Source organism: Pseudomonas sp. S04 (assembly GCF_009834545.1).
Lineage (GTDB): Bacteria > Pseudomonadota > Gammaproteobacteria > Pseudomonadales > Pseudomonadaceae > Aquipseudomonas.
This window is the reverse complement of record NZ_CP019427.1, coordinates 5,554,540-5,581,054: the sequence shown is the minus strand read 5'-3', so window position 1 is coordinate 5,581,054 and position 26,515 is coordinate 5,554,540. Positions and strand designations below refer to the sequence as shown.

Genomic DNA, 26,515 nt, shown 5'->3' with positions numbered 1-26,515 from the left:
GCTATCTTACTGAAACGTTTCCGCTTATTGGAGACTTCTCTCGAAGAAAACCCATTACAGCCCCGGTAATGATCCCCCACTCGTTTGCCACGCGCCCTGTGGGCCGGCATCGCTGGACACACATTGCCATCCGCCAGCGGCCTGCTCCAGGCAGTGGGCGGCGTGCAGCAGGGCGGGACGCTGCAGATTCAGTACAGCTTGTTGCAATTGCATCAGGTAATCCGACGGGTGGTTGGCCAGTTTGCCCTGCCAGAGCAGCTCGAAGGCCTGGGGCAAGGGCAGGGTATGGCTGTCGAGTTGTCCGGCCAGCGTCTGCAATTGTTCGGCCAGCGCGGCATCGTCCAGGCTGGCGAGTTGCGTTGGCAGTTGCTGGATAAACGCCTCGATGTGAGCGAGCAGTTGCGCTGCCGGGGTACCTGGCGACTGTACGCCGAACAGCAGGCCGGTTTGCCCGTGGATCTGCCGCACCCCGCTGAACACTGCATAGCCCAACTGCAGTTCGACCCGCAGGCGCTGGTAGTAAGGCGTTTGGCTGAGCTGGGCCAGCAGGCGCCATGCGGCTTCGTCGGCCACGTCCCGCGATGGTGTGGGGCAGAACAACAAGAGCGCGTGCTCGCCACCCTGGCAGGGCACTGTGCTCCAGAGTCGTTGACCGGCGATGGCGACGGGTGGCATCGGCTCACTGTCGGCGATGCCCGGAGCCCGACTCAGGGCCCGGGTAATGGTGGTGTGTGCGCTGGCGGGCAGGCCGGCAGCCAGGCCATCCCAATGCGCACTGGCCCAGATCGCGGGCAGGTCCGCAGGGCCGGCAGCGTCTGCAACCGCGCCTGGCGTCTGGCCCAGGCACACCTCAGGCAGGGCCTTGAGCAATTGTCGGATGGCGATCAACCCTGGCGGCGCTTGTGTGGCGTGCCAGTGTTCGGCGGCGGGCTGGGTCAGGCACAACAGCGCCTGTTCGAGAATTGCCGGCATCGGCTCATGTCGACCCAGCAACTTCAGCAGCCATTGGTCGCCAGTTTCGCTGAACGACAATTCGACGCCTGCTTGGCCGGCGTCGTCGATCAGGCCTTGCAGGCTGCGGGCCAGCACCGGCTGCAGGTTGGCCGACGGAGTTGAGGCCAGGCGCCAGCGCAGGCACACAGCCCCTTCACCGCTGGTGTCTGGCAGCGCCAGGTTGAACTGCAAGGCCGAACGCTCGCGACGACCGCGGGTGCGGTCCTGGGCGAAGGTGCGCAAGCCCCGGTGCGCACTGGTTTGGCCGCGAATCAGGCCGGCGGCTGGCGGCTCTTCGGCGCTGCGCAGGAACGGATTGGGCGGTGGCAGTTGCCAGGTGATGGCCGGGTTATCCACAGGTGCCGGATCGAGCTGTTGCAAGATCGTCGCGAGGGCACCGACCGCGGACTCAGGCAGCAGCGGTTGCACGGGCTCGATGTCGAGGCGAGCGAGGCTCAAGGCGTTGCTCGACTGGCGCCTGCGTTGCTGCAGCAGGGCATATTCTTCGCCGAGTTTTGGCGCGGTGTACTGCTGGCCGAAGAAGCTCAGCCAGTCGTTGAACAGGCTGCGGATTGAGGCAGGCTGCGCGGTAGCGGTGGCACTGAGCTGGAACTGCACATGCAGCAGCGCTTGCCCGGCAAAGTGGTACAGCGCTGTTGCCTTGAGGCTGTCGACCCACTGGCGCTGGCGCAACTCGGCGAGCAGGCCGCCGGGCTTGGCGCAATTGAGCCAGGTGCAGAGATAGTCCAGGGCTTCGGCGGATGACTCGGGCAACCCTTCGCAGGCGAACAGCAGGTTGAGTTGCTGTTCGCTGGCCTGTTGATAACTGCTGACCGCCTCGGACATCAAAGGGTGCGGCGGACTTTGCGGTTGCCGGACGCCGACCCGCAACGGGCTGACCAGTTGCTGCGCCAGGCGCTGCAATTGATCCATAGGCTGCGGGCCCACCAGGCTCAAGGTCATCTGCCCGGTCTGGTAAAACCGCTGATAGTAGTCCTTGAGCGCTTGTTGGAACTCAGGGTGCTGCACCGCCAGGCTGTCACGATTGCCGGCGTGGAAACCGCGCAAGGGGTGATCCGCCGCGAGGCCGTCGAACAGGGCCTGGTGTTGCTGGGCTGCGGCATCCTGGGACCAGGCGAGGTACTCGGCTTGCAGCACTTCCCGTTCACGCAGTTGCTCGTCCGGATGCAGTCGCGGGTGGGCGAGCATATCGCCCAGGCGCTCGAGTCCCGCCGCAAAAGCCTCGGGCGGCAGTTCGAAGAAAAAGTCTGTGCGGCGCTCGCCGGTTTGCGCATTCAACTGGCCGCCCTGACGTTGCACGTAGGCCATCAGCCCATCGCTGGCAGGAAATCGTTCGGTGCCAAGGAACAGCAAGTGCTCAAGGAAATGCGCCAGGCCAGGCCAGGCCAGGGGCGCGTCGTGGCTGCCGGCGGCCACCCGTAACACGGCGGCACAACGTTTCAAACCGGGCGCATGACGCAGCGCAAGCCGCAGGCCGTTGGCCAGGGTTTCGTGGTGGACAAGGGGGTGGATCGGCGCAGGCATGAGCACTTCCGCTACTGGGTAAGTGCTCATGCTAGCGAAAACCTTGGGTCAGCGCTTGTTCAGCGCGTCGTAGAGTGCTGGCCGACGATCGAGGAAATAGCGATTGGCGGCGCGCGAGTCGAGCATCAATTGGCGATCCAGGGTGCCGACGATCAGCGCTTCATCGAGGCCAGCCTGGGCGATACGGCTGCCATCCGGTGCGGCGATGCTGCTTTGCCCGCAGTAGTGGATCTGCTCTTCACTGCCGCAGTAGTTGGCGTAGGCCACGTAGCACTGGTTCTCGTAGGCACGAGCGCGCACGGTGACGTCCGCGATGAAGTCGAAGGGGATCATGTTGGCCGTCGGCACCAGGATCAGCTCGGCTCCGGCCAAGGCCAGGCGCCGGGCGTTCTCCGGGAACTCCAGGTCGTAACAGATCAAAAAACCGAGCTTCCAACCGTTGAGCTCGACCAGGGGAAAGTCGTCCTCGCCGGCGCTGAACATCGAGTGGTCGAGGTCGCCGAACAGGTGGGTCTTGCGGTAGTTGCACAGGCGCTCGCCCTGCGCGTCGATCAACTGCACGGCGTTGTAGATCTGCCCGTCCTCGGCACGCTCGGGGTAGCCATACAGGATGGCGACCCCCGAGGTTCTGGCGATCTGGGCGATCTGTTGCGCGGCTTCACCGTTGTACACCTGGGCCAGGACGTTGACCGCGTCGACGCCGATGTTGTAGCCGGTCAGGAACATTTCCGGAACCACCAGCAGGTCGGCGCCCTTGGCTTCTGTCGCGAGCTGCTGCAGGCGATGCAGATTGGCGGCAACGTCCAGCGGCAGCGGTGGGCATTGGTACAGGGCTACGCGCATTTCGGACTCCTCTTACTCGGGCAGGGCGATTGGCCCGATTTCATTGAACACATCACCCGGGCCCGGGTTCTCGGCATGGGTGCTGCCGCCGAAGTGATTCATGATGCCCCAGACCGCATTGAGCGAGGTCTGCACCGCGCCTTCGACCCAGGCCGGGGTCCAGGATACGTCATCGCCGGCGATAAAAATCCCGCGCTGCTCGGCCGGCATTTCCTGCTGCATGAAGTGCGCGTACATCCGCTGGTTGTAGCGGTAATGGCCGGGCAGGGCGCCTTTGAACGCGCCGAGGAAGTGCGGGTCGGCTTCCCAGGACACAGTAATCGGATCGCCGATGATGCGCGCGGCGATGTCGACTTTTGGGTAGATCTTCTTCAGCGCATCGAGGGCCAGTTTCACCCGTTTTTCGATCGGCTGCGGGAGCATTTTCAGCGCGTCGCTCATCCAGGAGTACGACAGGCAAATCACCCCAGGCTTGTCATCGCCGTTGTCGAAGAGGTAGGTGCCACGGGTCAGGCGATCGGTGAGGGTCATGCTCATCAGGTCGCGGCCGGTTTCCGGGTCTTTGTCTTTCCAGAACGGCCGGTCGACCATGACGAAGGTCTTCGACGACTGCATGTAGCGGGTGCGGTCCAGGGCCATCCACATCTTTTGCGAGAATAGCGATTCTTCGCACTCGATCTGGGTGGTCAGCAACCAGCTTTGGCAGGTGGTCAGCACCGCCGCGTACTCGCGGGTATCACCCCAGTTGTCGGTGACGCTGAAGCGCCCATCGGCAGCGCGGGCGATGCGCTTGACCCCGGTGCGTGGCGCGCCGTTGTGCAGCGAGCTGAGGCTGGTGCCCGCTGGCCAGTGCGCACAACGTTCCGGCACATGACGCCAGATACCCAGCGGTACTTGTTCGACGCCGCCGACCACCAGGTGCTGGTGATCGTCGCAGTTGGTCATCACCACGCGGAAGATTTCCAGCATCGAGTTGGGGAAATCCGAGTCCCAGCCGCCCGTGCCGAAACCGACCTGGCCAAACACTTCGCGGTGGTGGAACGACAGCTTGGCGAAGGCTTTGGAGGTGGCGACGAAATCGTAGAAGGTGCGGTCATCCCACAGCGGCACCAGGGTGTTCCACAGCTCCTTGAGGCGCGGTACGTCGCGGTCGCGGATCGCTTGCTGGATCTCGCCAAAGCGCGAGCCGTCCTCCAGGGCGTCAGCCCAGGCGTCGGCGACTTCCTGGAATAGCGCGGGCAGGTCGGCGAGTTTTTGCGCGTAGTGGGTCTGGCCTTCCAGGTCGATGACCGTGCTGCCGGAGGCCGGCGTCAGCGGGTTGGGGAAGGGCTTGGTCTCAAGCCCCAGCTTGTCGACGTAGTGATAGAAGGCGGTGGACGACACCGGGAAGCGCATGCCGCCCAGTTCGGCAATGATCCCCTCGGCACCTTCGAAGGCTTGGGAGCGCAGGCGCCCACCCATTTTCGAGGCTTCGTAGACGACCGGTTTCAAGCCCAGCTTCATCAGCTCATACGCCGCCACCAGCCCGGCAATGCCGGCACCGACAATCGCCACTTCCGCGCCGTGGTTGTGCGCCGGGATGCTGCCCAGGCCGGCCGGGTGTTCGATCCAGTCATCAAAGGCGAAAGGGAAGTCAGGACCGAAGATGGTGACCGGTTTTTTACCGTCTGCAGGATGGCGATTGTTGTTGTTCATGGCTGACCTTGCTGGCGACTCGCACGTGGTGCTGAGTATAGGAAAAGACTGTCGCCATTCTAGGGAGCGTAGTGCACGTTAATAAGACGCAAAGTGTCGTCGTTTTGCATGGTGATGCTTCGATATGACGAATATTCTGGTCAGACTGGCTGGCCGCGGTCGATCTTGCTGCTGAGGATGATCGAGGTGGTGGTTTTCTCGACGCCATCGACGCTGCCGATCTGGTCGAGCAACTGGTCCAGTTGCTCCGGCGACTCGGTGCGCAGCCAGGCGACGTAATCGAACTCACCGCTGACCGCACAGAGTTGCTGGACCTGGGCCATGCTGCTCAGGCGGCGCAGTACTTCCTTGCCGGAGCGCGGCTGCACGGTGATGCCGACATAGGCCTGCAAGCCCCCGTCGACCACTCGCTGGCCGAGGCGCACGCCGTAGCCGGTGATCACCTTGGCCTTTTCCAGGCGCGTCAGGCGCGACGTCACCGTGGTGCGCGCAATGCCCAGTTGCCGGGCGAGCATGGCCACGCTTTCGCGGGCGTTGAGCTGCAAGGCGGCGATCAATTGGCGGTCGATTTCATCGAGCGCGAGGGGGCGAGTGTCAGGCAAAACGGCTTCTCCAACAGCACAGGTCAGTGGGCGTGCATGTTACAGCACATCCATGGCGGCGCTGGGGGGACAACTGCGCCCTTTAAGGTCTCATTTGAGAAGGGTTCTGAGGGCCGGGAGATCGATTCTCGGAATCACACTGTCGGGAATCCGCGAGCTGCTGGACAGGTTATACACGGCGAAGTTTTCCCCCATGACTTTGTTCGACATCAACTTCAACGAGGGAAGAATCCGCGTGTGGAAATGCTTGTCGAGGCCGCAAGGGGAAAGCACTGAGCCTGTGGTTTCATAAAAACGCCCGGTGGACTGATTCAGATCGACCCCCACCAGGAACACTTTGCTGAAGCCCAGGTGGTGGGCCAGTTGCAATGCCAGATAGGCCACCGTGCGGGCATCAAAAAAACCATCACTGAGGTTCTTGCTGAAGCCAATACTCTTGGCCCGTTGCCCGATGGGCGCACGGCTTTGCACCAGGTTCTTGTTGCGCCGGAAAAAATAGTCGAGCCAGGTTTGTTTCGGGGCACGTTTGAGCGTGAACAGTTTCCCGGCAGGGTGCACGTTTGTGCGGCGCGCATACTCTGCCCACAAGGCAACCCGTTGGCTGATTTTCATCGCATGGGCAAAAAACTCAGGCTGCTGGAGCGGAAAGCTCATATCGGTGCAAACGTAGAAGTGCGGCCGGATGGCCGTCTTGCTGAACAGCGAGATCGCACCATTCATGGTGATCATCGGGATGTGAGCGAATTCTTCGATCGGGAAGTCCTTGGCCGAACTGCCCGAGGCGATAATAAACACAGCGCCGCTCTCGGTGTGGCGACACTCTTCGAAATCACGCACATGACTCAACCTGGAGTCTACTGCTGGATGTGCCTGAACTACTTCCATGTCCGATGTCCGCTAGGTATGCCATTGACTGTATTGATGTTTTTTTATACGCCCGGAAACGGGATCAGTCGCGGCTGATTCAAGCACGGAATGACGCCCACAACTCTCAGGCTCGCCAGGCAGGCAAGGCTCGAATCTAGCAAATGCTGAGTGATGTGACCAACCCCTAAACGCACGAATGGGCAGGCGGTCGCAAATAGCTGGGAAAGCTGTTGCAGGGAACGAAGGGCGGGGAATATTGAGGGTATGAGCAGCTCCGCCAACGCCGCCTGAATCGCGGGCTGACCCAAGCCCGCCTCGCGGCCCTGGCGGGCATCACTCGACAGAAGGTTATCGCCATCGAAAAGGGTGATCTGTCGGTGGGCATGGTCGCTTATGCGCGAGTCCTGGGGGCTCTGGATGGTGAGTTCGCTATAGTTCCGGCCGCCATGCCGACGCTTGATGAAATCCAGGGAGTGTTCGACTGATGAGCAATGTACTGCGAGTTACGACACCTGAAGGTAGTAGCGGGAAGATCCTGGGCAGTGGTGGGGACTATTTGTTTCGCTATCACGAAGATGCCAAGGCGCAGACGGCGATCAGTTTGCTAATGCCTGTGCGCCTGGATGAATACCGCCACCGTGGACTTCACCCGATCTTCCAGATGAACCTGCCGGAAGGTTACGTCCTGGAACAGTTGCGTAATCGCTTGGCTAAGGTGGCCAATGTCGACCCCATGTTGTAATTAGCGCACCCAACCTGCCAAACCTCGTAGCCGGTCTGGCCGCGAGGGGTGTTTTCATCACCCAAATCTTTTCGCAAAATTTCAACGCAAAGCCCGCCGGCGGGAGGGGGAAAAGTGCGTTCCTTCGATCTTTTTTCTTTGGGCGTGTTTTTTCCTGGCGCAGAGGTGTTGTGAGCCTGTGTTGGGCTTGGTGCGCAAAGTTGTGAGGCGTCACAGTTAACGTGTGGATTGTGTGAAGGACAGTCGCTTGCAGGCTTGCCAAAAAGACTTTTTTGCCTCAACGTAAAGACTAATGTCATTACAGTGAGGGCCATCCCATGGCATCCATCAATGTCCGTATCGACGACGACCTCAAGGCGCGTGCTTACCACGAGCTGGAAAAACTCGGCGTCACCCCGTCTGAGTTGATGCGCCAAGCCTTGCAGTACGTGGCAGAGCGCGGTCAGCTACCCTTCAAGCCCGTCCTGATGACCGAGGACGATGAAGCCTTGATCGCTACGGTGCGCGAGCGACTGGCTGCTCCCCAGCGGGTTAAGGTTTCACTAGATGACCTATAGCCTTGAGTTCGATGCGCGGGCGTTAAAGGAGTGGCACAAACTGGGGGATACCGTTCGCCAGCAACTCAAGAAGAAACTGGCTACGATCCTGGTCAATCCGCGTATTGAAGCCAACCGTCTGCATGCGTTGCCCGACTGCTACAAGATCAAGTTGCGTAGCAGCGGCTATCGGCTGGTTTATCAAGTGATCGACCAAGAGGTCATGGTGTTTGTGGTGGCCGTTGATAAGCGCGAGCGTGAGCAGGTTTATCGTAAAGCGGTTGAGCGGTTGAGCTAGCGAGCACCGCACATCTGTAAGCGAAAAGCCCACCGAGTGGCGCAATGCTGTTCAGTTAAGGGAGCGTCACACTTGTAGGAGCGAGCTTGCTCGCGAAGAACTCAAAGACGCCGCGTTTATACTGAACACACGCGTTATCGTTGACGTTTTTCGCGAGCAAGCCGCAAGCGGGCGCTCGCTCCTACAAAAGCATCGCACTCCTTAACTGAACAGCATTGCACCGAGTGGCGGGCTCTGGTGACGAGCGCCTCACAGGTGGGGAAGGCAGTCAGGAACTTCATGTGCGAGCGCGATGCTCCACTAGGAATCCTGCGCAATTACAGGATGGTCAAAGGCACAGGGGTTCAACTTAGAGTTGACCCATCCATGAAGGCTACACAGGTGCAGATGACACTCTAAGATAGGGCGCTGCTGGAAGTTTTTGGATGGCTCAAACCGCGACTGGCTGCACGTCTCGGTCATCGGGGAGGATGGCCTGTAAGGGTGGATATCCCGTAAGCACACCCACCGGTTGCTGCAGTAACTGTACTGATGTGGACGTTTTGTGGACTTCCTGGCTTGTGAAAAATGTGCAGTTTCAACCGACCGGAAAGGCGAAAGCCGCGCAATGCGCGGCTTTCTTGTTTGGTGGGCCCACACGGACTTGAACCGTGGACCAAAGGATTATGAGTCCTCTGCTCTAACCAACTGAGCTATAGGCCCTCAGTAGGCCGCGGATTATAGCGATGGTTTCTCGGCTGTGCTATCCGAAAAGTCCGAAACTGCGATACGAAGGAAGGTGGCGGCGAATTCGTCGGCGGGCAGGGGCAGGCTGACGATGTAGCCCTGGATCTGTTCACAGCCTTCGCCGGCGAGGAATTGCTGTTGGGCCTGGGTTTCCACGCCTTCGGCGATGATGGTGAATTGCATGCTGCGGCCAAGGGCGATGATTGCGCGGACGATGGCCACGTCGTGGGGGTCGTCGGGCAGGCCGCGGACGAAGGACTGGTCGATTTTCAGGTAGTCCAGCGGCAGGCGCTTGAGGTAGCTGAGGGAGGAGTAGCCGGTGCCGAAGTCGTCGATGGCCAGTTGCACTCCCAGGCGTTTGAGTTGGTGCAGGACTTCCAGGGCTTCTTCGGCCTGGCTCATGATGAAGTTTTCGGTGATCTCCAGTTGCAGCAGGCCGGGTTTGAGGCGGTTGTCCCTGAGCAGTTGTTCGATGCGCCCCAAGAGGTTGGGCTGGCGCAGTTGGGCGCCGGCGAGATTGACCGAGAGTGAGCCGAACCCCTCGTAGCGCTTGCTCCATTCGTGCATCTGCAGGCAGGCCTGTTCCAGTACCCAGTCGCCGATCTGCAGGATCATGCCGTTTTCTTCGGCCAGGGAAATGAAGTGCTCGGGCGGTACATCGCCGAAGGTCGGGTGGTGCCAGCGGATCAGCGCTTCGGCGCCGACCAGGCGTGGATGGTTGAGGCTGATTTTCGGTTGGTAGTACAGGGACAATTCGTTGCGTTCGATGGCGCGGCGCAGTTCATGTTCCAGGGCTATGCGCTCGCTGGCCTGGGCGGTGAGGTCGCGGGTATAGCTTTCGACCCGGTTGCGGCCTTTGGCCTTGGAGCGATACATGGCCGCATCGGCGTTCTTGACCAGGGTGGCGACGTCGCTACCGTCCTTGGGGTAGAGGCTGGTGCCGATGCTGGCGCTGATGAAGAACTCATGTTCACCGGCCTGGAACGGCGCGCCAAAGCAGTTCAGCAGCTTGTTGGCGATGTTGTCGGCATCGCTGGCTTGCTGCAGGCCCGGCAGCAGGATGATGAACTCGTCGCCGCCCAGGCGGGCCACGGTGTCGATGTCCCGCAGTTGCTCCTTGAGCCGCACGGCGATGCCCTTGAGCAGGAGGTCGCCGACCGGATGCCCGAGGCTGTCGTTGATGTGTTTGAAGCGGTCGAGGTCGAGAAACAGTACGGCCCCCAGGCCACCCTGTTCACGTTGGCCGTTGAGGGCTGTCAGCAGGCGGTTTTCGAACAGCGTGCGGTTCGGCAGGCCGGTCAGCGGGTCGTGGTGGGCCTGATAGTCGAGCTTGGCCTGGGCGTGCTTGAGGCTCGAAATATCGGCAAACACCGCGACGAAGTGGGTGATGAAGCGGTCCTTGTTGCGCACCGCGCTGATGGTCAGCCAGCTGGGGTACAGCTCGCCATTTTTGCGCCGGTTGGAGATCTCGCCCTGCCAATGGCCCTCGGCGGTCAACTGATGCCACATGGCCGCGTAGAAGGCGCTGTCGTGCAGGCCCGAGGCCAGGAGCCGGGGTGTGTGGCCCAGGGCTTCGGTCTCGCTGTAGCCGGTAATCTCGCTGAAGGCACGGTTGACGGCGCTGATGTGCTGCTGGGTGTCGGTGATCAACACGCCCTCGGCGGTGCTCTCGAACACGGTGGCAGCCTGTTGCAGTTTTTCCTGCATCAGGTGCCGCTCGGTAATGTCCCGGGCGATGGTCAGCATGCATTCTTCTTCGCCGATCGGTAGCGGTCGGCTGGACATTTCGCAGAGACGGATCTGCCCGTCGTTGCGCCGGATGTGGCAGGTGAAGTCGCGCACGAAGCCGTCGCGTTTGAGCAGGTCGAGCATTTTGCGCCGCTCATTGAGGTTGACCCAGATCCCCAGGTCGAGGGTCGAGCGATCCAGGGACATGGCGCTATTGAAACCGGTGATGCGGCTGAACCCTTCGTTGACCTCGATCAGCAGACCGTCGCTGACCCGTGAGAGCAGCAGGCCATCAGGTGAGGCATGGAAGGCCTTGGCGAACTTCTCTTCGGAGGTCTGCAGTTGCTGTTGGGTTTCCTTGAGCTGGCTGATGTCCCGGACCACCACCACCAGCGCTGGTGTGGTGTCGAGCTCGAAGGGCTCGGCGGAGATCAGGCCGGTGAACACTTGGCCATTGCTGCGGCGAAAGGGCATCTCCAGGTTGCGAATGCTGCCGGCCTGCAAACGCTGCAACAGTCCCGGGCCGACGCCGGCAATGCCCCAGATGTTCAGATCGGTGGCAGTTTGTCCCACCACTTGTTCGGCGCTCAGGCCGATCTGCTCCTCGAAGGCCTCGTTGACTTCCAGCAGGCAACCGTCGGACAGGCGCGCAATCACCAGGATGTCCGGGCACTGCTGGAACACCGAGGCAAACTTCTGCTCGGAGAGGCGCAGGGCTTCTTCGGTGCGCTTGGCTTCGCTGATGTCGATCATCAGGCCACGCATGATCGGCTCGTGGCCGTGTTCGATCAGACTGACGATGTCGCGTACCCACAGGCAACGTCCGTCGGCCGTGATCACTCGGTAGTCGAGGCTGTGATCGCGCCCGGCCAGCACTTCGTGATCGCAGAAGCTCTGGGCCCGTGTCAGGTCGGCGGGGTGAATGATGTTGCGCCAGAAGCCGGGAATCAACCAGTGGGACAGGGGGTAACCGAGTAGATCTTCGGCGTGGGGCGACACGTAGCTGTAGGTGAAGTCACTGATGCGTGCTTCCCAGGCGATGGCGGACAAACTCTCCACCAGGCCGCGGTAATGGTATTCGCTGCTGCGCAGTTCCTGTTCCAGGGCGACCCGCCGGGAAATTTCCGAGCTCAGGCGGCGATTGATGCGGATCACCACGGCGAGAATCGCGATCAGCAAGCCCACACCGGGCAGGCCATAGATCAACAGGTCGGACCAGAAGCCCCGGTGATCGAGGACGTTGCCTACCCAGTGCTCCTGGATGGCGCTGATTTCCCCGGGGCTCATGTCGGCCAGCACTTTGTCGAGGATGCTTACCAGCAGTTTGTTATCCCGTGGCACAGCCATCGCCAGTTGGTAGCGATAGGGGGTTTCGCCGCTGACGTAGAGCCCATCGAGCTTGAGTTGGCGCAGGCTCCAGACACTGGACGCGAGGTCGCCGACAACGGCGTCGACCTCATCGGTAGCCAGGGCCTGCAGCGCCGAGCTGACATTGGGCAAGGGCACCAGGTTGAGATCGGGGTGCTGGGTGCGCAGCAGTTCGTGCGGAGCGTAGTTTTCCACCACGGCGATTTTCAGGCCGTAGAGGTCCTCAAGGTTATGGGGCTGAGCGCCTCCCACATGGGCCAGGATAACAATGGGGAAATCCAGGTAGGGTCGGGTGAAGGCCAGGTAGTTCTGGCGCTCGGGGGTGGACATGATGCCGGGCAGCAGGTCGAGCTTGCCCTTTTTGACCTGGTCCAGCACCTCGGTCCAACTGACCGGCTCCACGGGCGTAACCTTGACGGCCAGACGATCGCGCACGACGTTGATGTAGTCCGCCGCCAGGCCCTGGTAGCGGCCTTGCTCGTCACGAAACTCGAATGGCGGCCACGACGCGTCGACGCCCAGGCGTAACTCTGGATGAGCCGCCAGCCAGCCACGTTCTTCGTCATTAAGAGTCAGCGCGCCAGCCGTTGCGGTCCAGGTCATCAGCGACAGTAGCAGCACGGCCGGGAGTCTGGGCATAACGGTCTCGTTATGGCTTGGGGGGGAATGTTTCGAGTGTAGACGGGCTGGGCGGCGGGAGCGATGTCGCGAGGATTTAATCTGCATAAAGCAAAACCCCCGGCAGGGCCGGGGGTTTTGTGATCACTCGTCGAGGAAGGAGCGCAGATGCTCGCTTCTCGTCGGGTGGCGCAGCTTGCGCAGCGCCTTGGCTTCGATCTGACGAATCCGTTCACGGGTAACGTCGAACTGCTTACCAACTTCCTCGAGGGTGTGGTCGGTATTCATGTCGATGCCGAAACGCATGCGCAGGACCTTGGCTTCACGGGCAGTGAGGCCGGAGAGTACTTCGCGAGTCGCTTCTTTAAGGCTCTCAACGGTAGCGACATCGATTGGCGACTGCATGGTCGAGTCTTCGATGAAGTCACCCAGGTGGGAGTCTTCGTCATCACCGATCGGGGTTTCCATGGAGATCGGCTCTTTAGCGATCTTCAATACCTTGCGGATCTTGTCCTCAGGCATTTCCATGCGTTCGCCCAGCTCTTCCGGGGTCGGTTCGCGACCCATTTCCTGCAGCATCTGCCGGGAAATACGGTTGAGCTTGTTGATCGTCTCGATCATGTGCACCGGAATACGGATGGTGCGGGCCTGGTCGGCGATCGAGCGAGTGATCGCCTGACGGATCCACCAGGTGGCATAAGTCGAGAATTTGTAGCCACGACGGTATTCGAACTTGTCCACCGCTTTCATCAAGCCGATGTTGCCTTCCTGGATCAAGTCAAGGAATTGCAGGCCACGGTTGGTGTACTTCTTGGCGATGGAGATCACCAGACGCAAGTTCGCTTCGACCATCTCTTTCTTCGCGCGGCGGGCCTTGGCCTCACCGATCGACATGCGACGGTTGATGTCCTTGATCTCGGCGATCGTCAAACCGGTTTCGGTTTGCAGTGCGGTCAGCTTCTGCTGGCAACGAATGATGTCCGGTTGCAGGCGACCGATGGCTTCAGCGTATTTGCTTTTGCCTTTGGCCAGTGCTTCGGTCCAGCTTTCGTCTACTTCGTTGCCCGGGAACTGGCGCAGGAAGTCGGCACGCGGCATACGTGCATCACGTACACAGAGTTGCATGATCGCGCGCTCTTGCTGACGCAGACGATCCAGGGCACTGCGCACACGCTCGACCAGGCCTTCGAATTGCTTGGGCACCAGCTTGATCGGCATGAACAGTTCGGCCAACGCGACCATTTCGGCAATTGCTTGCTTGTGGTCACGTCCGTGCTTTTTCAGGGCCTTGCGGGTAATTTCCATCTGGTCGGCGACAGCGCCAAAACGCTGGGCTGCGATGACCGGATCCGGACCGCTTTCGGCTTCTTCTTCGTCGTCACTGGCTTCAGCGTCGTCTTCTTCGGCATCGTCGGCAGCAGGCGCTGCTTTCGGGTCGACAGGCGGCGGCACTTCTGCAGCAGGCGGCGCAATGCCGTCGTCCGGGTCGATATAACCGCTCAGGACGTCAGACAGGCGACCACCTTCGGTGGTGACGCGAGTGTATTCGGAGAGAATGTGATCAACCGTGCCAGGGAAGTGCGCAATCGCGCCCATCACTTCACGGATGCCCTCTTCAATACGCTTGGCGATTTCAATTTCGCCTTCACGAGTGAGGAGCTCTACGGTACCCATTTCACGCATGTACATGCGCACTGGGTCGGTAGTGCGACCAATGTCGGTCTCAACCGCTGCCAACGCTGCTGCTGCCTCTTCGGCCGCGGCTTCGTCGGTATCGGCGTCGGCCAGCATAAGGGAATCCTTATCTGGCGCAACCTCGAATACGTTGATCCCCATGTCGTTGATCATGCGGATGATGTCTTCCACCTGTTCCGGATCTGAAATATCCTCCGGCAGGTGGTCGTTGACCTCCGCGTAAGTCAGGTAGCCCTGCTCACGACCGAGTGTGATCAACTCTTTGATACGAGACTGCTGTTGCGCTTTTCCGGACATAACACCCTATCCACTGAAGGTCTTGGCGGGCAAAAAACAAGCCGAGGATTATACCTGAGCTATGACCTCACGCGCCAGTTGAGGTCGGGCTTGATGCGGAAACATTGCGACTTAGAAGGTCGCGCAGTTGGTTTTTCTCATCGCTACTCAGCTCACTTTGACGTGCTTTCCTGAGCAGTTGTTCCAGGTTTCGCTCGCGTTGGCGGGCTGACAAGCTAGTTATGGTGTCGAAAAACTGTTGTTCAAGGTTGTCGCCATCAATCAACCATTCCTTTTCGGCCAATGCCTTGAGCAGGCGACCTTGTTCGGTCCCGTGCCAGCGCGCAATCAACTGAAATGAGTTTAGCTTGGGATTCTTCTGTACCGCTTCGAGCAGTGCCACCAGCAATTGCGTGTTGGAGTGGTCCTCGGCCGCGAAGTGCCCGGCGTCCTCGACTTTTTCCGCCAGTTGCGGGTGGTGCAGTAGCGTGCGTAAAGCGGCCAGTGTTGGTGGTTCGACGGCGGCCGGGACGCGCGGGGCACGTGGCTGATCGCGATCGCCGCCTCGCTTGCCTTTTTTGTCCCAGGGTTTGTCTTCCCATTTCTTGCCGCCGCCAGACTTTTTCGGCGTCCATTCCTGCTGGGGCGCGTAGGCTTCCTGCGGTTGATGGTAGTCGGAATAATCCGGCATGGCGTCGTAATCGATGCCTGGATCGTAGGCTGGCGGCGCTTCTTGTGGTGCGCTTTGCACCAGTTGGCTGACCGCTTCGCTGTTGAGGCCGGTGATTTCGCTCAGGCGCTGGCGCATCAGGGTGCGCAGATTTGCCCCGGGCACCTTGTCGATCAGCGGCGCGGCGAGGGTGGCCATGTGGGCCTTGCCCTCAAGCGAGCGCGGATCGGACTCTTCGATCAACTGCTGGAAGAAATAGTCGGCCAGGGGTTGTGCGTGCTGGTTGATGCGGGCACGAAAGGCGTCGGTGCCTTCGGAGCGGACCAGGGTGTCCGGGTCTTCGCCTTCCGGCAGGAACAGAAAGCGTGCGCGTCGTCCGTCCTGCAGGCTCGACAGCGTCGACTCCAGGGCGCGCCAGGCGGCATTGCGCCCGGCCTGGTCGCCATCGAAGCAGAACAATACGCTGGGCACCACCCGAAACAGGCGCTTGAGGTGTTCTTCGCTGGTGGCGGTGCCGAGGGTGGCGACGGCATTGCGCAGGCCTTGCTGGGCCAGGGCGATGACGTCCATGTAGCCCTCGACGACGATGATCTCGTCGAGGTTGCGGTTGTTCTTGCGCGCTTCATACAGGCCGTAGAGTTCCTGGCCTTTATGAAAGACCGGGGTTTCCGGTGAGTTCAGGTATTTCGGCTTGTCGTCGCCCAGGACCCGGCCGCCAAAGGCGATGATGCGTCCACGGCTGTCGCGGATCGGGAACATCACGCGATCGCGAAAGCGGTCGTAGCGCTTGCCGCTTTCGGCGTTCTCGATCAGCAGGCCGGCATCGATCATGGCTTTCTGTTGCAGGGTGTCGCTGCTCAAGTGCTTGAACAGGTTGTCCCAGCCAGGAGGCGCAAAACCCAGGCCGAAATCCCGGGCGATCTCACCGGTCAGGCCGCGGCCCTTCAGGTAGTCGATTGCGGCTTTGCGCGCCGGATGGCTTTTCAGGGCCTGGCGGTAAAAGTCGGCAGCGGCGCTCAGGAGCGGGTACAGCGGCGAGTCGGTGGGTTGCCGGGGTTTGTGCGGGCGGCCACTTTCTTCGCGGGGAATTTCCATGCCGGCGGCTTTGGCCAAGTCCTCGACGGCCTGGGGGAAGTCCAGGTTGTCGTGGTCCATGAGGAAGCCGAGGGCATTGCCTCCGGCGCCGCAGCCAAAGCAGTAATAGAACTGTTTGTCCGGGCTGACGCTGAAGGAGGGGGTCTTTTCTTTGTGGAACGGGCAGCAGGCGGTGTAGTTCTTGCCGGCTTTTTTCATTTGCAGCCGCGAGCTGACCACATCGACGATGTCGGTGCGGTTCAGAAGGTCGTCAATAAAGCTCTGGGGAATCAGCCCGGCCATGGCGTTCTCGTCATCACTGCATGTGAGTATCTGGCCCACGCGAGAGGCGAGTGGATACCGGTCATGATTTTGAGGCGCGGCAGGTGTGCGGCTCGACCAGGTATCGTCTGCGTATTCGCGGTAGGGGAGTGTATCCGCCGAAAATCCACTGAGGTTAGTCCCAATCAGGGTTCGACTGTTCGAAAGTATTGCGCTGAGTCCCGCAGTGCCCGGTGACAGGCCTCGGATAGCTCAAAAGCAGGCACGCAAGAAGGCGCCTTGGGCTGATCGTCGTTGAGAGGAATCAGTAGGGTGTGCTCGTCAGTAGCCTTGGAAGGCTCGTCAGAAGAGACGTGCACTGCTGGCAAAAGAGCCAGGTCTGACGTGTAAAGCAGTTTGTCGCGGTCGCGTCTGCGGCTTTGACAGTGAAGCATCAAGCGATATCCGCAAATGCCATAAGCCCGGCTGAGGGCCGGGCTTGGCAGAAGCTTGCTACGATCGTCTGTGTATTAGTACAGACGAACGGCGCGGCGCTGTTCGCGCTGAACTTTCTTGGCGTGACGCTTAACAGCGGCTGCTGCTTTGCGCTTACGCTCAGAAGTTGGCTTCTCGTAAAATTCGCGGCTACGAACTTCAGCCAGTACACCGGCTTTTTCGCAGGAGCGCTTGAAACGACGCAGAGCTACGTCGAAGGGTTCGTTCTCTTTTACTTTGACGGCTGGCATCCAGAGCTACCTTCATTCATTACCGGGGTCAACATCCTCGCGGCAAAAGAGCACTTGAAGACGTCGGTTTTTAAGGGTTGCGGATGTTAACCCCTCATCGCTCGGAATGCAAAGCCTCTGATCGAAAACCGCTGGTCGGGGCATCCCATGGGGACTATTATGCGCGCCTTCGAATTTAGCCTAAACAAGGCGCAAACCCATGCTAGTACTGGGATTAGAAACCTCCTGCGACGAAACCGGCGTCGCACTTTACGACAGTGAAAAAGGTCTGCTGGCCGACGCACTGTTCAGTCAGATCGACCTGCACCGTGCCTATGGTGGCGTGGTGCCAGAGCTGGCTTCACGGGATCACGTCAAACGCATGCTGCCCTTGATCCGTCAGGTCTTGGCTGAGGCGGACTGCGTGCCGACCGAGATCGACGCGATCGCCTACACCGCGGGTCCCGGCCTGGTGGGCGCCTTGCTGGTGGGGGCTTCCTGCGCCCAGGCGCTGGCGTTTGCCTGGGGTATTCCGGCCCTCGGCGTGCACCACATGGAAGGGCATTTGCTGGCGCCGATGCTCGAGCCGCAACCGCCCGAATTTCCGTTCGTCGCTTTGTTGGTCTCCGGTGGGCATACGCAGCTGGTGCGGGTCGATGCAATCGGTCAATACGAGCTGTTGGGCGAGACCCTCGACGATGCCGCGGGTGAAGCATTCGACAAGACGGCGAAGATGATGGGACTCAATTACCCCGGCGGTCCGGAAATCGCTCGTCTGGCAGAGCACGGTGTCCTGGGACGATTCACCTTCCCGCGGCCGATGTGCGACCGACCGGGCCTGGCGTTCAGCTTCAGTGGCCTGAAAACCTTTGCGCTGAACACCTGGCAGCAGTGCGTCAGCGCTGGAGACGACAGCGAGCAGACTCGTAGCGACATCGCACTGGCCTTCCAGCAGGCGGTGGTGGAGACTTTGACCGTCAAGTGCAAGCGCGCCTTGAAACAGGCGGGTCTCAAGCGTCTGGTGATCGCTGGCGGCGTGAGCGCGAACAAGGCTTTGCGGGTTTCCCTGGAGAAAATGCTCGGTGACATGAAGGGCGACGTTTACTACGCCCGCCCGGAGTTCTGCACCGATAACGGCGCGATGATCGCTTTTGCCGGCTGCCAGCGTCTGCAGGCTGGGCAGCATGAAAGCCTGGCGATCAGCGTGCAGGCACGTTGGCCAATGGAGCAGTTGTCGGCGCTGTAAACCGGGTCTGGTGAAGGTGGCTCGGGGGGCGGGGTTAAAAATGCCGTTCGCGCCCGGCAAACAGGTCGCGTAGATTGCCGCGATGGCGCCAGACGATCAGGATCGTCAGGACGCTCATGGGCAGTAGCGCTGCCGGCTCCTGCCAGGCCAGCAATGGCAAGGTCAGGGGTGTGGCGATCAACGCCGCCAGCGAGCTGGTGCGGGTCAGGTAGAAGGTCAGCAGCCAGCCGCCAATGGCCAGGAGTGCAGCAGGCGGGTAGAGCCCCAGCAGCATGCCGGCGGCGGTCGCCACGCCTTTGCCGCCGCGAAAGCGAAAGTACAGCGGGAACAGGTGGCCGATGACGGCGCAGATACCGACCCAGGCCTGTTGTTGGATCGACAGCCCGGCGATGGCCGCCAGCAGAACCGGCAGCAGGCCTTTGCACAGGTCGCCCAGCAACGTCAGGACCGCGAGTTTTTTTCCCGCCAGGCGTAACATGTTGGTGGCGCCGGCATTACCCGAGCCACTCATTCGCGGATCGGGGTTACCGGTCAGGCGGCTGAGCAAAATGGCGAAGGACAGCGAGCCAAGCAGGTAGGCGAAAATCGCCAGTGACCAAAACATGCTAACTATTCCGGGCGAGGACGCCCTGATTCTAACGGCGCATTGCGCCCTTGTCGTGCTGCGGAGAAAAGTGCTTGGACAGAGTGTTTATCGAGGGCCTGGAAGTCGACACGGTAATCGGTGCCTACGACTGGGAGCGCGGCATCCGTCAGTGCCTGCGTCTTGATCTGAGCTTTGCCTGGGACAATCGTCCGGCAGCAGCCGGCGATGACCTGACCCTGGCGCTCGATTACGCCAGTGTTTCGACGCGTATCCAGGCGTTTGCCGAGCAAGCCCAGTTCCAGTTGGTGGAGACTTTTGCCGAGCGCCTGGCCGAAGTGTTGATGAGCGAATTCAAGATCACCTGGATGCGTCTCAAACTGACCAAGCCAGGGGCAGTTCCGGCGGCTACTGGCGTGGGCGTGGAGATCGAGCGCGGATGTCGCTAACTCAGGTATTTCTTGGGCTGGGCAGTAATGTCGAGCGTGAAACCCATTTGTTGGCGGGGCTGGAAGCGCTGAGTGGGTTTTTGGTGGATATGCGCTGCTCGGCGGTATTCGAAAGCCAGCCGGTGGGAATCAAGAGCGGGCCGTTTTTCAACTTTGTGGTGTCGGCGTTTACCGACCTGCCGTTGATCGAACTGGATCGCCGCTTGAAGTTCATCGAGGCCGATAACGGCCGTTACGCGCCGGATCGCAAGGGTTTGCCGCTGGATATCGACGTGTTGTTGTACGGCGATCTGGTGGGCAACTTTGACGGTTTGACTCTTCCGCGTGCCGAAATTCTGAAAAATGCCTTTGTGTTGTGGCCGTTGTCGCTGATTGCCCCGGACCGGGTGCATCCGGGCGCGGGAAAAAGCTTCGCGACGCTGTGGGCTGAGGCGCAGATTGATCAGGTGTTGGCGCCGGTGGCATTCGAGTGGCGTGGAGAGCCGCTGACGCCTTTGAATCTGCTCTGACCCCAGCTCCCACATCCAGGATGAACACCGTCCATGTGGGAGCGGGCCGGGCGCTGCTCCGCTTGCCCACGATGCTTTTCAGGCAGATGCCGCCTCTTTGTAGGCTTTCAGTGCCTTGAGCCGTTCGCGTTTGAGCGCTTCGCCCAGTTCCGGGCCCTTGAATCCCTGTTCCAGCAACGGCTGAACCGCCACGTTGCGAGCGGCGGTCGCTGCGCCACGCAAGTAATCCGCTTGTGGATAACTTCTTTGCTCCAGGCCCTTGCGCCCACGAGCGTCCATCTCGCAGGCGACGATGAATTCTTCGAAGCGCTGCGGACGCCGATAAACGTCAAAGCTTTGCAGCAGTTCGAGTAAGGTCGAGGGCTTTAGCTCCAGTGCGCGGTGGCCGTGGGTGTGGTACTCGCCCACCAGCAATGCCAGTTCCTGGCAGTCGCGCGGAGCCTTGAAGCGGTTATTGACCGCCTTGATCAACTTCAGGCCCTTGTGTTCATGGGCAATGTGCCGGGGCCACTCGTCTTGTGGGGTCAGGCCTTTCCCCAGATCGTGCAGCAAGCAGGCCCAGCGCACGGTCAGCGGCTGTTTGTGTAGGGCGGCCTGGTGCAGGACGCTCAAGGTATGCACGCCGCTGTCGATTTCCGGGTGATGGACTTCGGGTTGGGGCACGCCGAACAGCGCTTCAATCTCCGGCAACAAAACCTTCAGTGCGCCACAGTCGCGTAGCACCTGAATGAACACCTGGGGCTGCTCTTCCATCAGGGCGCGGGAGATTTCCTTCCAGCTGCGCTCGGCAGTCAGTGCCTGCAATTCGCCGGATTCACTGAGTTGGCGCATCAGCTCCAGGGTCTCTGGGGCTACGGTGAAACCGAGCGCGGCATACCGGGCGGCGAAGCGGGCAACCCGCAGGACCCGTAGGGGATCTTCGGCGAACGCGGGGGAAACGTGGCGCAGTACGCGGGCCTGGAGGTCGCGTTGACCCTGGTAGGGGTCGGTCAATTGGCCGTGATCGTCTTCGGCCATGGCGTTGATCGTCAGATCCCGGCGAATCAGGTCTTCTTCCAGGGTCACTTCGGGGCTGGCGTGAAAGGTGAACCCGCCATACCCGCGCCCGCTCTTGCGTTCGGTGCGGGCAAGGGCATATTCCTCCCCCGTCCTGGGGTGCAGGAACACCGGGAAGTCAGCACCGACCGGGCGAAAGCCCTTGGCGAGCATCTCTTCGGTGCTGGCACCGACCACGACCCAGTCGATATCGGTAACAGGTTTGCCGAGCAGGCGATCTCGCACTGCGCCGCCGACTTTATAAATCTGCATAAAAAACCTCCGTTAGCTCGACAGGATAACCCTTGCATCGAGCCAACGGAGGCCAGGTTGGTTTCAAAGATGAATGACGGCCAGGTCGAGCCGGCCGTAGTCGCCCTCGCTGTGCTCCGATCTGGGCGGGACGTGATGGGTTTTCATGACCTGGTCGCCTTGCAGGGTTTCCAGGTGAATATCGAAGCCCCACAAACGGTGCAGGTGCTTGAGTACTTCCTCGGTCGACTCTCCCAGGGGTTTGCGATCGTGTTGTTGATGGCGCAGGGTCAGCGAGCGGTCGCCACGGCGGTCGATGCTGTAGATCTGCACGTTGGGTTCACGATTGCCCAGGTTGTACTGGGCCGCCAGGGTTTCCCGGATAGTCCGGTAACCGTCCTCGTCATGGATGGCGGGCACCAGCAGGTCGTCCTTCTGGTCGTCATCGAGGATGCTGAACAGCTTCAGGTCACGGATCACCTTGGGCGACAGGTACTGCAGGATGAAACTCTCGTCCTTGAAGCTGCTCATGGCGAACTTGATGCTCGACAGCCAGTCGGTCCCGGCGACGTCCGGGAACCAGCGGTAATCTTCCTCGGTGGGCTCTTCGCACATGCGCCGGATATCGCGGTACATGGCAAAACCCAGGGTGTAGGGGTTGATCCCGCTGTAGTACGGGCTGTCGAACCCCGGCTGGTAGACCACGCTGGTGTGCGAGGTGAGGAACTCCATCATGAAACCGTCGGTGACCAGGCCTTCGTCATACAGGTCGTTCATCAAGGTGTAGTGCCAGAACGTCGCCCAACCTTCGTTCATCACCTGGGTCTGGCGTTGCGGGTAGAAGTACTGGGCGATCTTGCGCACGATGCGCACGATTTCCCGCTGCCAGGGCTCCAGCAGCGGCGCGTGTTTCTCGATGAAATACAGGATGTTCTCCTGGGGTTCGGCGGGAAAACGCGCGTTGTCTTTCTCGTTGTACTTGTCGGCACCCTTGGGAATGGTGCGCCACAGGTCGTTGATCTGCTTTTGCAGGTGTTCTTCACGGTCTTTCTGGCGGCGCCGTTCTTCCTCCGCCGAGATCGGGTATGGGCGTTTGTAGCGGTCGACGCCGTAGTTCATCAAGGCGTGGCAGGAGTCCAGCAGGTCCTCGACGGCGTCGATGCCATGGCGCTCCTCGCATTGCATGATGTACTGCTTGGCAAACACCAGGTAATCGATGATCGAGCTGGCATCGGTCCAGGTGCGGAACAGGTAGTTGCCCTTGAAAAAGCTGTTGTGGCCGTAGCAGGCATGGGCCACCACCAATGCCTGCATGCAGATGGTGTTTTCTTCCATCAGGTAGGCGATGCAGGGGTCCGAGTTGATCACGATTTCGTAGGCCAGCCCCATCTGGCCACGGCTGTAGGATTTTTCGGTGCTGAGGAAGTGTTTGCCATAGGACCAGTGGTGGTAGCCAAGGGGCATGCCCACGGAGGCGTAGGCATCCATCATTTGCTCGGCGGTGATCACCTCGATCTGGTTGGGATAGGTATCCAGCGCATAACGGGCCGCAATACGGCTGATTTCGCGGTCGTAGGCCTGGATCAGCTCGAATGTCCATTCGGAGCCGGTGGAGATGGGTTGGCGCTTCTGCTCTTTGGCGGTCATGTCACTAACCTGCGCTGGAAGAGTTCACGGAAGACCGGATAGATATCCCCGGCCGAAACCAGTTGCTGCTGGGCAAAATTGTCGGAAAAGGCTTCGGCAATACGCTCGTATTCGTACCACAGGGCCTGGTGTTCGCGCGGGGTAATCTCCACATAAGTGTAGTACTGCACGAACGGCATGATCTGGTTGATCAGGATGTCGCGGCAGATCGGCGAGTCATCGTTCCAGTTGTCGCCGTCGGAGGCTTGGGCGGCGTAGATGTTCCAGTCGTTGCTTGGATAACGCTCGGCCATGATCTCCTGCATCAGTTTCAAGGCGCTGGAGACGATGGTGCCGCCGGTTTCGCGGGAGTAGAAAAACTCCTCTTCGTCCACTTCCCGGGCACTGGTGTGGTGGCGGATGAAGACTACGTCGATCTTGTCGTAGTTACGCTTGAGGAACAGGTACAACAGGATGAAGAAGCGCTTGGCGATGTCCTTGGTCGCCTGGGTCATGGAGCCGGAAACGTCCATCAGGCAAAACATCACCGCCTTGGAGCTGGGGTTGGGTTGCTTGATCAGCAGGTTGTACTTGAGGTCGAAGGTGTCCAGGAACGGTACGCGGTGAATACGTGCGCTAAGACGCTCGATTTCTGCTTCGATTTCCTGGATATCGCCGAAGTTGTCTGGTTCTTCCAGTTTCAGTCGTGCCAGTTCGTCCTTGGCGTCGCGCAGTTTGGCGCGGCTGCTGCCGGACAGGGCGATACGCCTGGCATGGGCTGAGCGCAGGGTGCGGATGATGTTGATCCGCGATGGGTTGCCTTCGTTGCTGATGCCGGCTCGCACGGTCTTGAAGGTGTCGGTACCGGTCAGGTTGCGCTTGACCAGGTTGGGCAGTTCCAGGTCTTCGAACATGAATTCGAGGAATTCTTCCTGGGTAATCTGGAAGACGAACTCATCCATGCCTTCGCCGGAGTTGCCGGCCTTGCCCGGGCCTTTACCGCCACCTCCTCCGGGCGGACGGGCAATATGCTCACCGCTGGTGAATTCCTTGTTGCCCGGATGCACCACGGTCTGTTTGCCACCACGACCGTGATGAAGCACCGGTTCGTCGATATCGCGACCGGGAATGCTGATCTGTTCGCCGTGTTCCATATCGGTGATGGAACGCCGACTGACCGCCTCTTCGACGGCCTTTTTGATGTGATCACGGTAACGCCGCAGAAACCGCTGACGGTTTACCGTGCTCTTGTTCTTGCCATTGAGACGTCGGTCGATCACATAGCTCATAGGGAGCCCTCCGGGCAGCTACAAGTTACAAGCTTCAAGCTCGAAGCTTTCAAAGCAAACGCAAGCCACCAACAGCCTCAAGCGCCCGTTCGGTGTGCTTGAGGCTTGTAGCTTGCCGCTTGCCGCTGCCTTACTGTGATTTTCTGACCCGCAGGTACCACTCGGAGAGCAGTCGTACCTGTTTGTCGGTATAGCCGCGCTCGACCATCCGTGTGACGAAGTCGTTGTGCTTTTGTTGGTCCTCTTTGCTGGCCTTGGCGTTGAAGCTGATGACCGGCAGCAGGTCCTCGGTGTTCGAGAACATTTTTTTCTCGATGACCACCCGCAGTTTCTCGTAGCTGAGCCAGGTCGGGTTCTTGCCGTTGTTGTTGGCCCGGGCACGCAGGACGAAGTTGACGATTTCGTTGCGGAAATCCTTCGGATTGCTGATGCCCGCCGGTTTTTCGATTTTCTCCAGTTCTTCGTTCAGGGCTACGCGGTTGAGGATCTCGCCGGTTTCCGGGTCGCGGTATTCCTGATCCTGAATCCAGAAGTCCGCGTACAGCACGTAGCGGTCGAAGATGTTTTGCCCGTACTCGCTGTAGGACTCCAGGTACGCGGTCTGGATTTCCTTGCCGATGAACTCGATGTAGCGCGGTGCCAGGTATTCCTTGAGGAAGCGCAGGTACCGTTCACGGGTTTCTGCCTGGAACTGCTCCTGCTCGATCTGCTGTTCCAGCACGTAAAGCAGGTGCACCGGGTTGGCGGCGATTTCGTGCGGGTCGAAGTTGAAGACTTTCGACAGGATCTTGAAGGCGAACCGGGTCGAAAGACCGTTCATGCCTTCGTCGACACCGGCGGTGTCGCGGTATTCCTGGATCGATTTGGCCTTCGGATCGGTATCCTTGAGGTTTTCACCGTCGTAGACCCGCATTTTCGAGTAGATGTTCGAGTTTTCCGGCTCCTTGAGGCGCGAGAGCACGGTGAACTGGGCAAGCATCTTCAGGGTGTCGGGGGCGCAGTGAGCCTTGGCCAGGGAGCTGTTGAACAGCAACTTGTCGTAGATCTTCACTTCATCGCTGACCCGCAGGCAGTAAGGCACCTTGACGATGTAGATCCGGTCGATGAAGGCTTCGTTGTTCTTGTTGTTGCGGAAGGTGTGCCACTCCGATTCGTTGGAGTGCGCCAGCAGGATCCCGGTGAACGGAATCGCGCCCAGGCCTTCGGTACTGTTGTAGTTGCCTTCCTGGGTGGCGGTCAGCAGTGGGTGCAAGACCTTGATCGGCGCCTTGAACATCTCGACGAATTCCATCAGGCCTTGGTTGGCCCGGCACAGGGCGCCCGAGTAGCTGTAGGCGTCGGCGTCGTTTTGCGGGAATTCTTCGAGCTTGCGGATATCGACCTTGCCCACCAGTGCCGAGATGTCCTGGTTGTTCTCATCGCCCGGCTCGGTCTTGGCGACCGCGATCTGGTTGAGGATCGAAGGGTAGAGCTTGACCACGCGGAACTGGCTGATGTCGCCGCCGAATTCGGCCAGCCGTTTGGTCGCCCAAGGCGACATGATGGTGTTCAGGTAGCGCCGGGGAATGCCAAAGTCTTCTTCCAGGATCGCGCCGTCTTCGGTGGCGTTGAACAGCCCCAGTGGTGACTCGAATACTGGAGAGCCCTTGATGGCATAGAAGGGCACTTTCTCGATCAGTTGTTTGAGCTTTTCGGCCAGGGACGACTTGCCGCCGCCGACGGGGCCGAGCAGGTAGAGGATCTGTTTCTTCTCTTCCAGGCCCTGTGCGGCGTGGCGGAAGTAGGAGACGATCTGGTCGATGCATTCTTCCATCCCGTGGAAGTCCTCGAAGGCCGGATAGCGTCGGATCACCTTGTTGGAAAAAATGCGCGACAGCCTCGAGTTGGTCGAAGTGTCCAGCAATTCGGGTTCACCGATTGCCAGCAGCAGACGCTCGGCGGCGGAAACGTAGGCGCTACGGTCCTGTTTGCAGAGTTCCAGGTACTCCTGCAGCGAGAGTTCTTCCTGGCGTGTTGACTCGAAGCGTTGTTGGAAGTGGCTAAAGATACTCATGACGTCACCTCGCTCGATACGTGGAGCCGACGCCGGATCATTCAGTCGATGCTGGTCAGCAGCCGCAATTTCAGCTGCTTTTTACCCCCCCAGAACACCTTCAAAGCTATCAACCCTGAAAGCTACTCCCGATGACCCGCTCGCCGGTGTACCGGCTCTCCCCTGTTTTGGATGGCCTGAGGCTAAGGATAGTTGGTAATCCGCGAGGTAA

Annotated in this window: 19 protein-coding genes, 1 tRNA gene and 2 pseudogenes; 7 read left to right on the top strand and 15 right to left on the bottom strand. The window is 60.1% G+C overall.

Annotated features, from left to right (window positions below):
• Positions 1–54 precede the first annotated feature (54 nt).
• From pqqF to PspS04_RS25020, 5 genes are all read right to left on the bottom strand, one after another.
• A complete protein-coding gene (pqqF, locus tag PspS04_RS25040) occupies positions 55–2,538 on the bottom strand; it encodes a pyrroloquinoline quinone biosynthesis protein PqqF (protein WP_159998928.1) in 2,484 nt (827 codons plus the stop codon).
• 48 nt (positions 2,539–2,586) lie between these two features.
• The gene (locus PspS04_RS25035; RefSeq protein WP_159998239.1) at positions 2,587–3,381 is read right to left on the bottom strand and encodes a carbon-nitrogen hydrolase family protein; all 795 of its coding nucleotides are present in this window, start codon (positions 3,379–3,381) and stop codon (positions 2,587–2,589) included.
• A 12-nt stretch (positions 3,382–3,393) separates the two neighbouring features.
• Complete coding sequence (locus PspS04_RS25030) at positions 3,394–5,076, bottom strand: flavin monoamine oxidase family protein (protein WP_095170611.1); 1,683 nt, start codon at positions 5,074–5,076, stop codon at positions 3,394–3,396.
• Between the two features lie 140 nt (positions 5,077–5,216).
• Positions 5,217–5,678 (bottom strand): Lrp/AsnC family transcriptional regulator, encoded by a 462-nt coding sequence (locus PspS04_RS25025; protein ID WP_095170609.1) that lies wholly within the window; start codon positions 5,676–5,678, stop codon positions 5,217–5,219.
• 90 nt (positions 5,679–5,768) lie between these two features.
• Positions 5,769–6,563 (bottom strand): lipopolysaccharide biosynthesis protein, encoded by a 795-nt coding sequence (locus PspS04_RS25020; RefSeq protein ID WP_095170607.1) that lies wholly within the window; start codon positions 6,561–6,563, stop codon positions 5,769–5,771.
• A gap of 248 nt (positions 6,564–6,811) precedes the next feature.
• Between PspS04_RS25020 and PspS04_RS25015 the strand changes: the two are divergent.
• The 4 genes and pseudogenes from PspS04_RS25015 to PspS04_RS25000 form a co-directional block, all read left to right on the top strand.
• Positions 6,812–7,030 (top strand): annotated as a pseudogene (locus tag PspS04_RS25015) (helix-turn-helix transcriptional regulator); the annotation flags it as partial.
• Positions 7,030–7,284, top strand: a pseudogene (locus PspS04_RS25010) (HipA N-terminal domain-containing protein); the annotation flags it as partial. The pseudogenes PspS04_RS25015 and PspS04_RS25010, both read left to right, overlap by 1 nt.
• Before the next feature lie 320 nt (positions 7,285–7,604).
• Complete coding sequence (locus PspS04_RS25005) at positions 7,605–7,844, top strand: type II toxin-antitoxin system RelB/DinJ family antitoxin (RefSeq protein ID WP_159998237.1); 240 nt, start codon at positions 7,605–7,607, stop codon at positions 7,842–7,844.
• Positions 7,834–8,121, top strand: coding sequence for a type II toxin-antitoxin system RelE family toxin (locus PspS04_RS25000; RefSeq protein ID WP_159998235.1), 288 nt, complete (start codon positions 7,834–7,836; stop codon positions 8,119–8,121). Before PspS04_RS25005 ends, PspS04_RS25000 begins: the two co-directional genes overlap by 11 nt.
• Positions 8,122–8,746: 625 nt before the next feature.
• Here PspS04_RS25000 and PspS04_RS24995 read toward each other — a convergent pair.
• The 5 genes from PspS04_RS24995 to rpsU all read right to left on the bottom strand — a co-directional run bounded on the left by PspS04_RS24995 (position 8,747) and on the right by rpsU (position 17,283).
• Positions 8,747–8,823 (bottom strand) — tRNA-Ile (locus PspS04_RS24995).
• 15 nt (positions 8,824–8,838) lie between these two features.
• Positions 8,839–12,582, bottom strand: a complete 3,744-nt coding sequence (locus PspS04_RS24990) for a bifunctional diguanylate cyclase/phosphodiesterase (RefSeq protein ID WP_159998233.1) — start codon at positions 12,580–12,582, stop codon at positions 8,839–8,841.
• 123 nt (positions 12,583–12,705) lie between these two features.
• A complete protein-coding gene (gene rpoD / locus PspS04_RS24985) occupies positions 12,706–14,553 on the bottom strand; it encodes an RNA polymerase sigma factor RpoD (protein WP_095170598.1) in 1,848 nt (615 codons plus the stop codon).
• 67 nt (positions 14,554–14,620) lie between these two features.
• Positions 14,621–16,579 carry a DNA primase gene (dnaG, locus tag PspS04_RS24980; protein WP_159998231.1) on the bottom strand — a complete coding sequence of 653 codons (1,959 nt, stop codon included), beginning with the start codon at positions 16,577–16,579 and terminating at the stop codon, positions 14,621–14,623.
• A 488-nt stretch (positions 16,580–17,067) separates the two neighbouring features.
• Positions 17,068–17,283, bottom strand: a complete 216-nt coding sequence (gene rpsU / locus PspS04_RS24975) for a 30S ribosomal protein S21 (RefSeq protein WP_002551877.1) — start codon at positions 17,281–17,283, stop codon at positions 17,068–17,070.
• A gap of 199 nt (positions 17,284–17,482) precedes the next feature.
• On the opposite strand from rpsU, the gene tsaD reads away from it, so the two are divergent.
• On the top strand, positions 17,483–18,508 hold the full coding sequence (tsaD, locus tag PspS04_RS24970; RefSeq protein WP_159998229.1) for a tRNA (adenosine(37)-N6)-threonylcarbamoyltransferase complex transferase subunit TsaD: 1,026 nt from the start codon (positions 17,483–17,485) through the stop codon (positions 18,506–18,508).
• A gap of 34 nt (positions 18,509–18,542) precedes the next feature.
• Here tsaD and plsY read toward each other — a convergent pair whose 3' ends face one another.
• A complete protein-coding gene (plsY, locus tag PspS04_RS24965; protein ID WP_095170592.1) occupies positions 18,543–19,112 on the bottom strand; it encodes a glycerol-3-phosphate 1-O-acyltransferase PlsY in 570 nt (189 codons plus the stop codon).
• Between the two features lie 74 nt (positions 19,113–19,186).
• Here plsY and folB point away from each other — a divergent pair, with 74 nt between their 5' ends.
• The gene (folB, locus tag PspS04_RS24960; protein WP_095170590.1) at positions 19,187–19,540 is read left to right on the top strand and encodes a dihydroneopterin aldolase; all 354 of its coding nucleotides are present in this window, start codon (positions 19,187–19,189) and stop codon (positions 19,538–19,540) included.
• Positions 19,531–20,049 carry a 2-amino-4-hydroxy-6-hydroxymethyldihydropteridine diphosphokinase gene (folK, locus tag PspS04_RS24955; RefSeq protein ID WP_159998227.1) on the top strand — a complete coding sequence of 173 codons (519 nt, stop codon included), beginning with the start codon at positions 19,531–19,533 and terminating at the stop codon, positions 20,047–20,049. Before folB ends, folK begins: the two co-directional genes overlap by 10 nt.
• 78 nt (positions 20,050–20,127) lie before the next feature.
• Here the strand turns inward: folK and PspS04_RS24950 are convergent, their stop codons facing one another.
• The 4 genes from PspS04_RS24950 to PspS04_RS24935 form a co-directional block, all read right to left on the bottom strand.
• Complete coding sequence (locus PspS04_RS24950) at positions 20,128–21,357, bottom strand: multifunctional CCA addition/repair protein (RefSeq protein ID WP_159998225.1); 1,230 nt, start codon at positions 21,355–21,357, stop codon at positions 20,128–20,130.
• A 63-nt stretch (positions 21,358–21,420) separates the two neighbouring features.
• Positions 21,421–22,983: a SpoVR family protein gene (locus tag PspS04_RS24945; RefSeq protein WP_095170584.1), complete on the bottom strand. Its 1,563-nt coding sequence runs from the start codon at positions 22,981–22,983 to the stop codon at positions 21,421–21,423.
• A complete protein-coding gene (locus PspS04_RS24940; RefSeq protein ID WP_095170582.1) occupies positions 22,980–24,251 on the bottom strand; it encodes a YeaH/YhbH family protein in 1,272 nt (423 codons plus the stop codon). Before PspS04_RS24940 ends, PspS04_RS24945 begins: the two co-directional genes overlap by 4 nt.
• Positions 24,252–24,381: 130 nt before the next feature.
• The gene (locus PspS04_RS24935) at positions 24,382–26,304 is read right to left on the bottom strand and encodes a PrkA family serine protein kinase (protein WP_095170580.1); all 1,923 of its coding nucleotides are present in this window, start codon (positions 26,302–26,304) and stop codon (positions 24,382–24,384) included.
• Between the last annotated feature and the right edge of the window lie 211 nt (positions 26,305–26,515).

Excerpts from the sequence above, each read along its gene's own strand:
- pqqF (WP_159998928.1), bottom strand. The coding sequence starts at position 2,538 with ATGCCTGCGCCGATCCACCCCCTTGTCCACCACGAAACCCTGGCCAAC.
- PspS04_RS25035 (WP_159998239.1), bottom strand. The coding sequence starts at position 3,381 with ATGCGCGTAGCCCTGTACCAATGCCCACCGCTGCCGCTGGACGTTGCC.
- PspS04_RS25030 (WP_095170611.1), bottom strand. The coding sequence starts at position 5,076 with ATGAACAACAACAATCGCCATCCTGCAGACGGTAAAAAACCGGTCACC.
- PspS04_RS25020 (WP_095170607.1), bottom strand. The coding sequence starts at position 6,563 with ATGGAAGTAGTTCAGGCACATCCAGCAGTAGACTCCAGGTTGAGTCAT.
- PspS04_RS25005 (WP_159998237.1), top strand. The coding sequence starts at position 7,605 with ATGGCATCCATCAATGTCCGTATCGACGACGACCTCAAGGCGCGTGCT.
- PspS04_RS25000 (WP_159998235.1), top strand. The coding sequence starts at position 7,834 with ATGACCTATAGCCTTGAGTTCGATGCGCGGGCGTTAAAGGAGTGGCAC.
- PspS04_RS24990 (WP_159998233.1), bottom strand. The coding sequence starts at position 12,582 with ATGCCCAGACTCCCGGCCGTGCTGCTACTGTCGCTGATGACCTGGACC.
- rpoD (WP_095170598.1), bottom strand. The coding sequence starts at position 14,553 with ATGTCCGGAAAAGCGCAACAGCAGTCTCGTATCAAAGAGTTGATCACA.
- dnaG (WP_159998231.1), bottom strand. The coding sequence starts at position 16,579 with ATGGCCGGGCTGATTCCCCAGAGCTTTATTGACGACCTTCTGAACCGC.
- rpsU (WP_002551877.1), bottom strand. The coding sequence starts at position 17,283 with ATGCCAGCCGTCAAAGTAAAAGAGAACGAACCCTTCGACGTAGCTCTG.
- tsaD (WP_159998229.1), top strand. The coding sequence starts at position 17,483 with ATGCTAGTACTGGGATTAGAAACCTCCTGCGACGAAACCGGCGTCGCA.
- plsY (WP_095170592.1), bottom strand. The coding sequence starts at position 19,112 with ATGTTTTGGTCACTGGCGATTTTCGCCTACCTGCTTGGCTCGCTGTCC.
- folK (WP_159998227.1), top strand. The coding sequence starts at position 19,531 with ATGTCGCTAACTCAGGTATTTCTTGGGCTGGGCAGTAATGTCGAGCGT.
- PspS04_RS24950 (WP_159998225.1), bottom strand. The coding sequence starts at position 21,357 with ATGCAGATTTATAAAGTCGGCGGCGCAGTGCGAGATCGCCTGCTCGGC.
- PspS04_RS24945 (WP_095170584.1), bottom strand. The coding sequence starts at position 22,983 with ATGACCGCCAAAGAGCAGAAGCGCCAACCCATCTCCACCGGCTCCGAA.
- PspS04_RS24940 (WP_095170582.1), bottom strand. The coding sequence starts at position 24,251 with ATGAGCTATGTGATCGACCGACGTCTCAATGGCAAGAACAAGAGCACG.
- PspS04_RS24935 (WP_095170580.1), bottom strand. The coding sequence starts at position 26,304 with ATGAGTATCTTTAGCCACTTCCAACAACGCTTCGAGTCAACACGCCAG.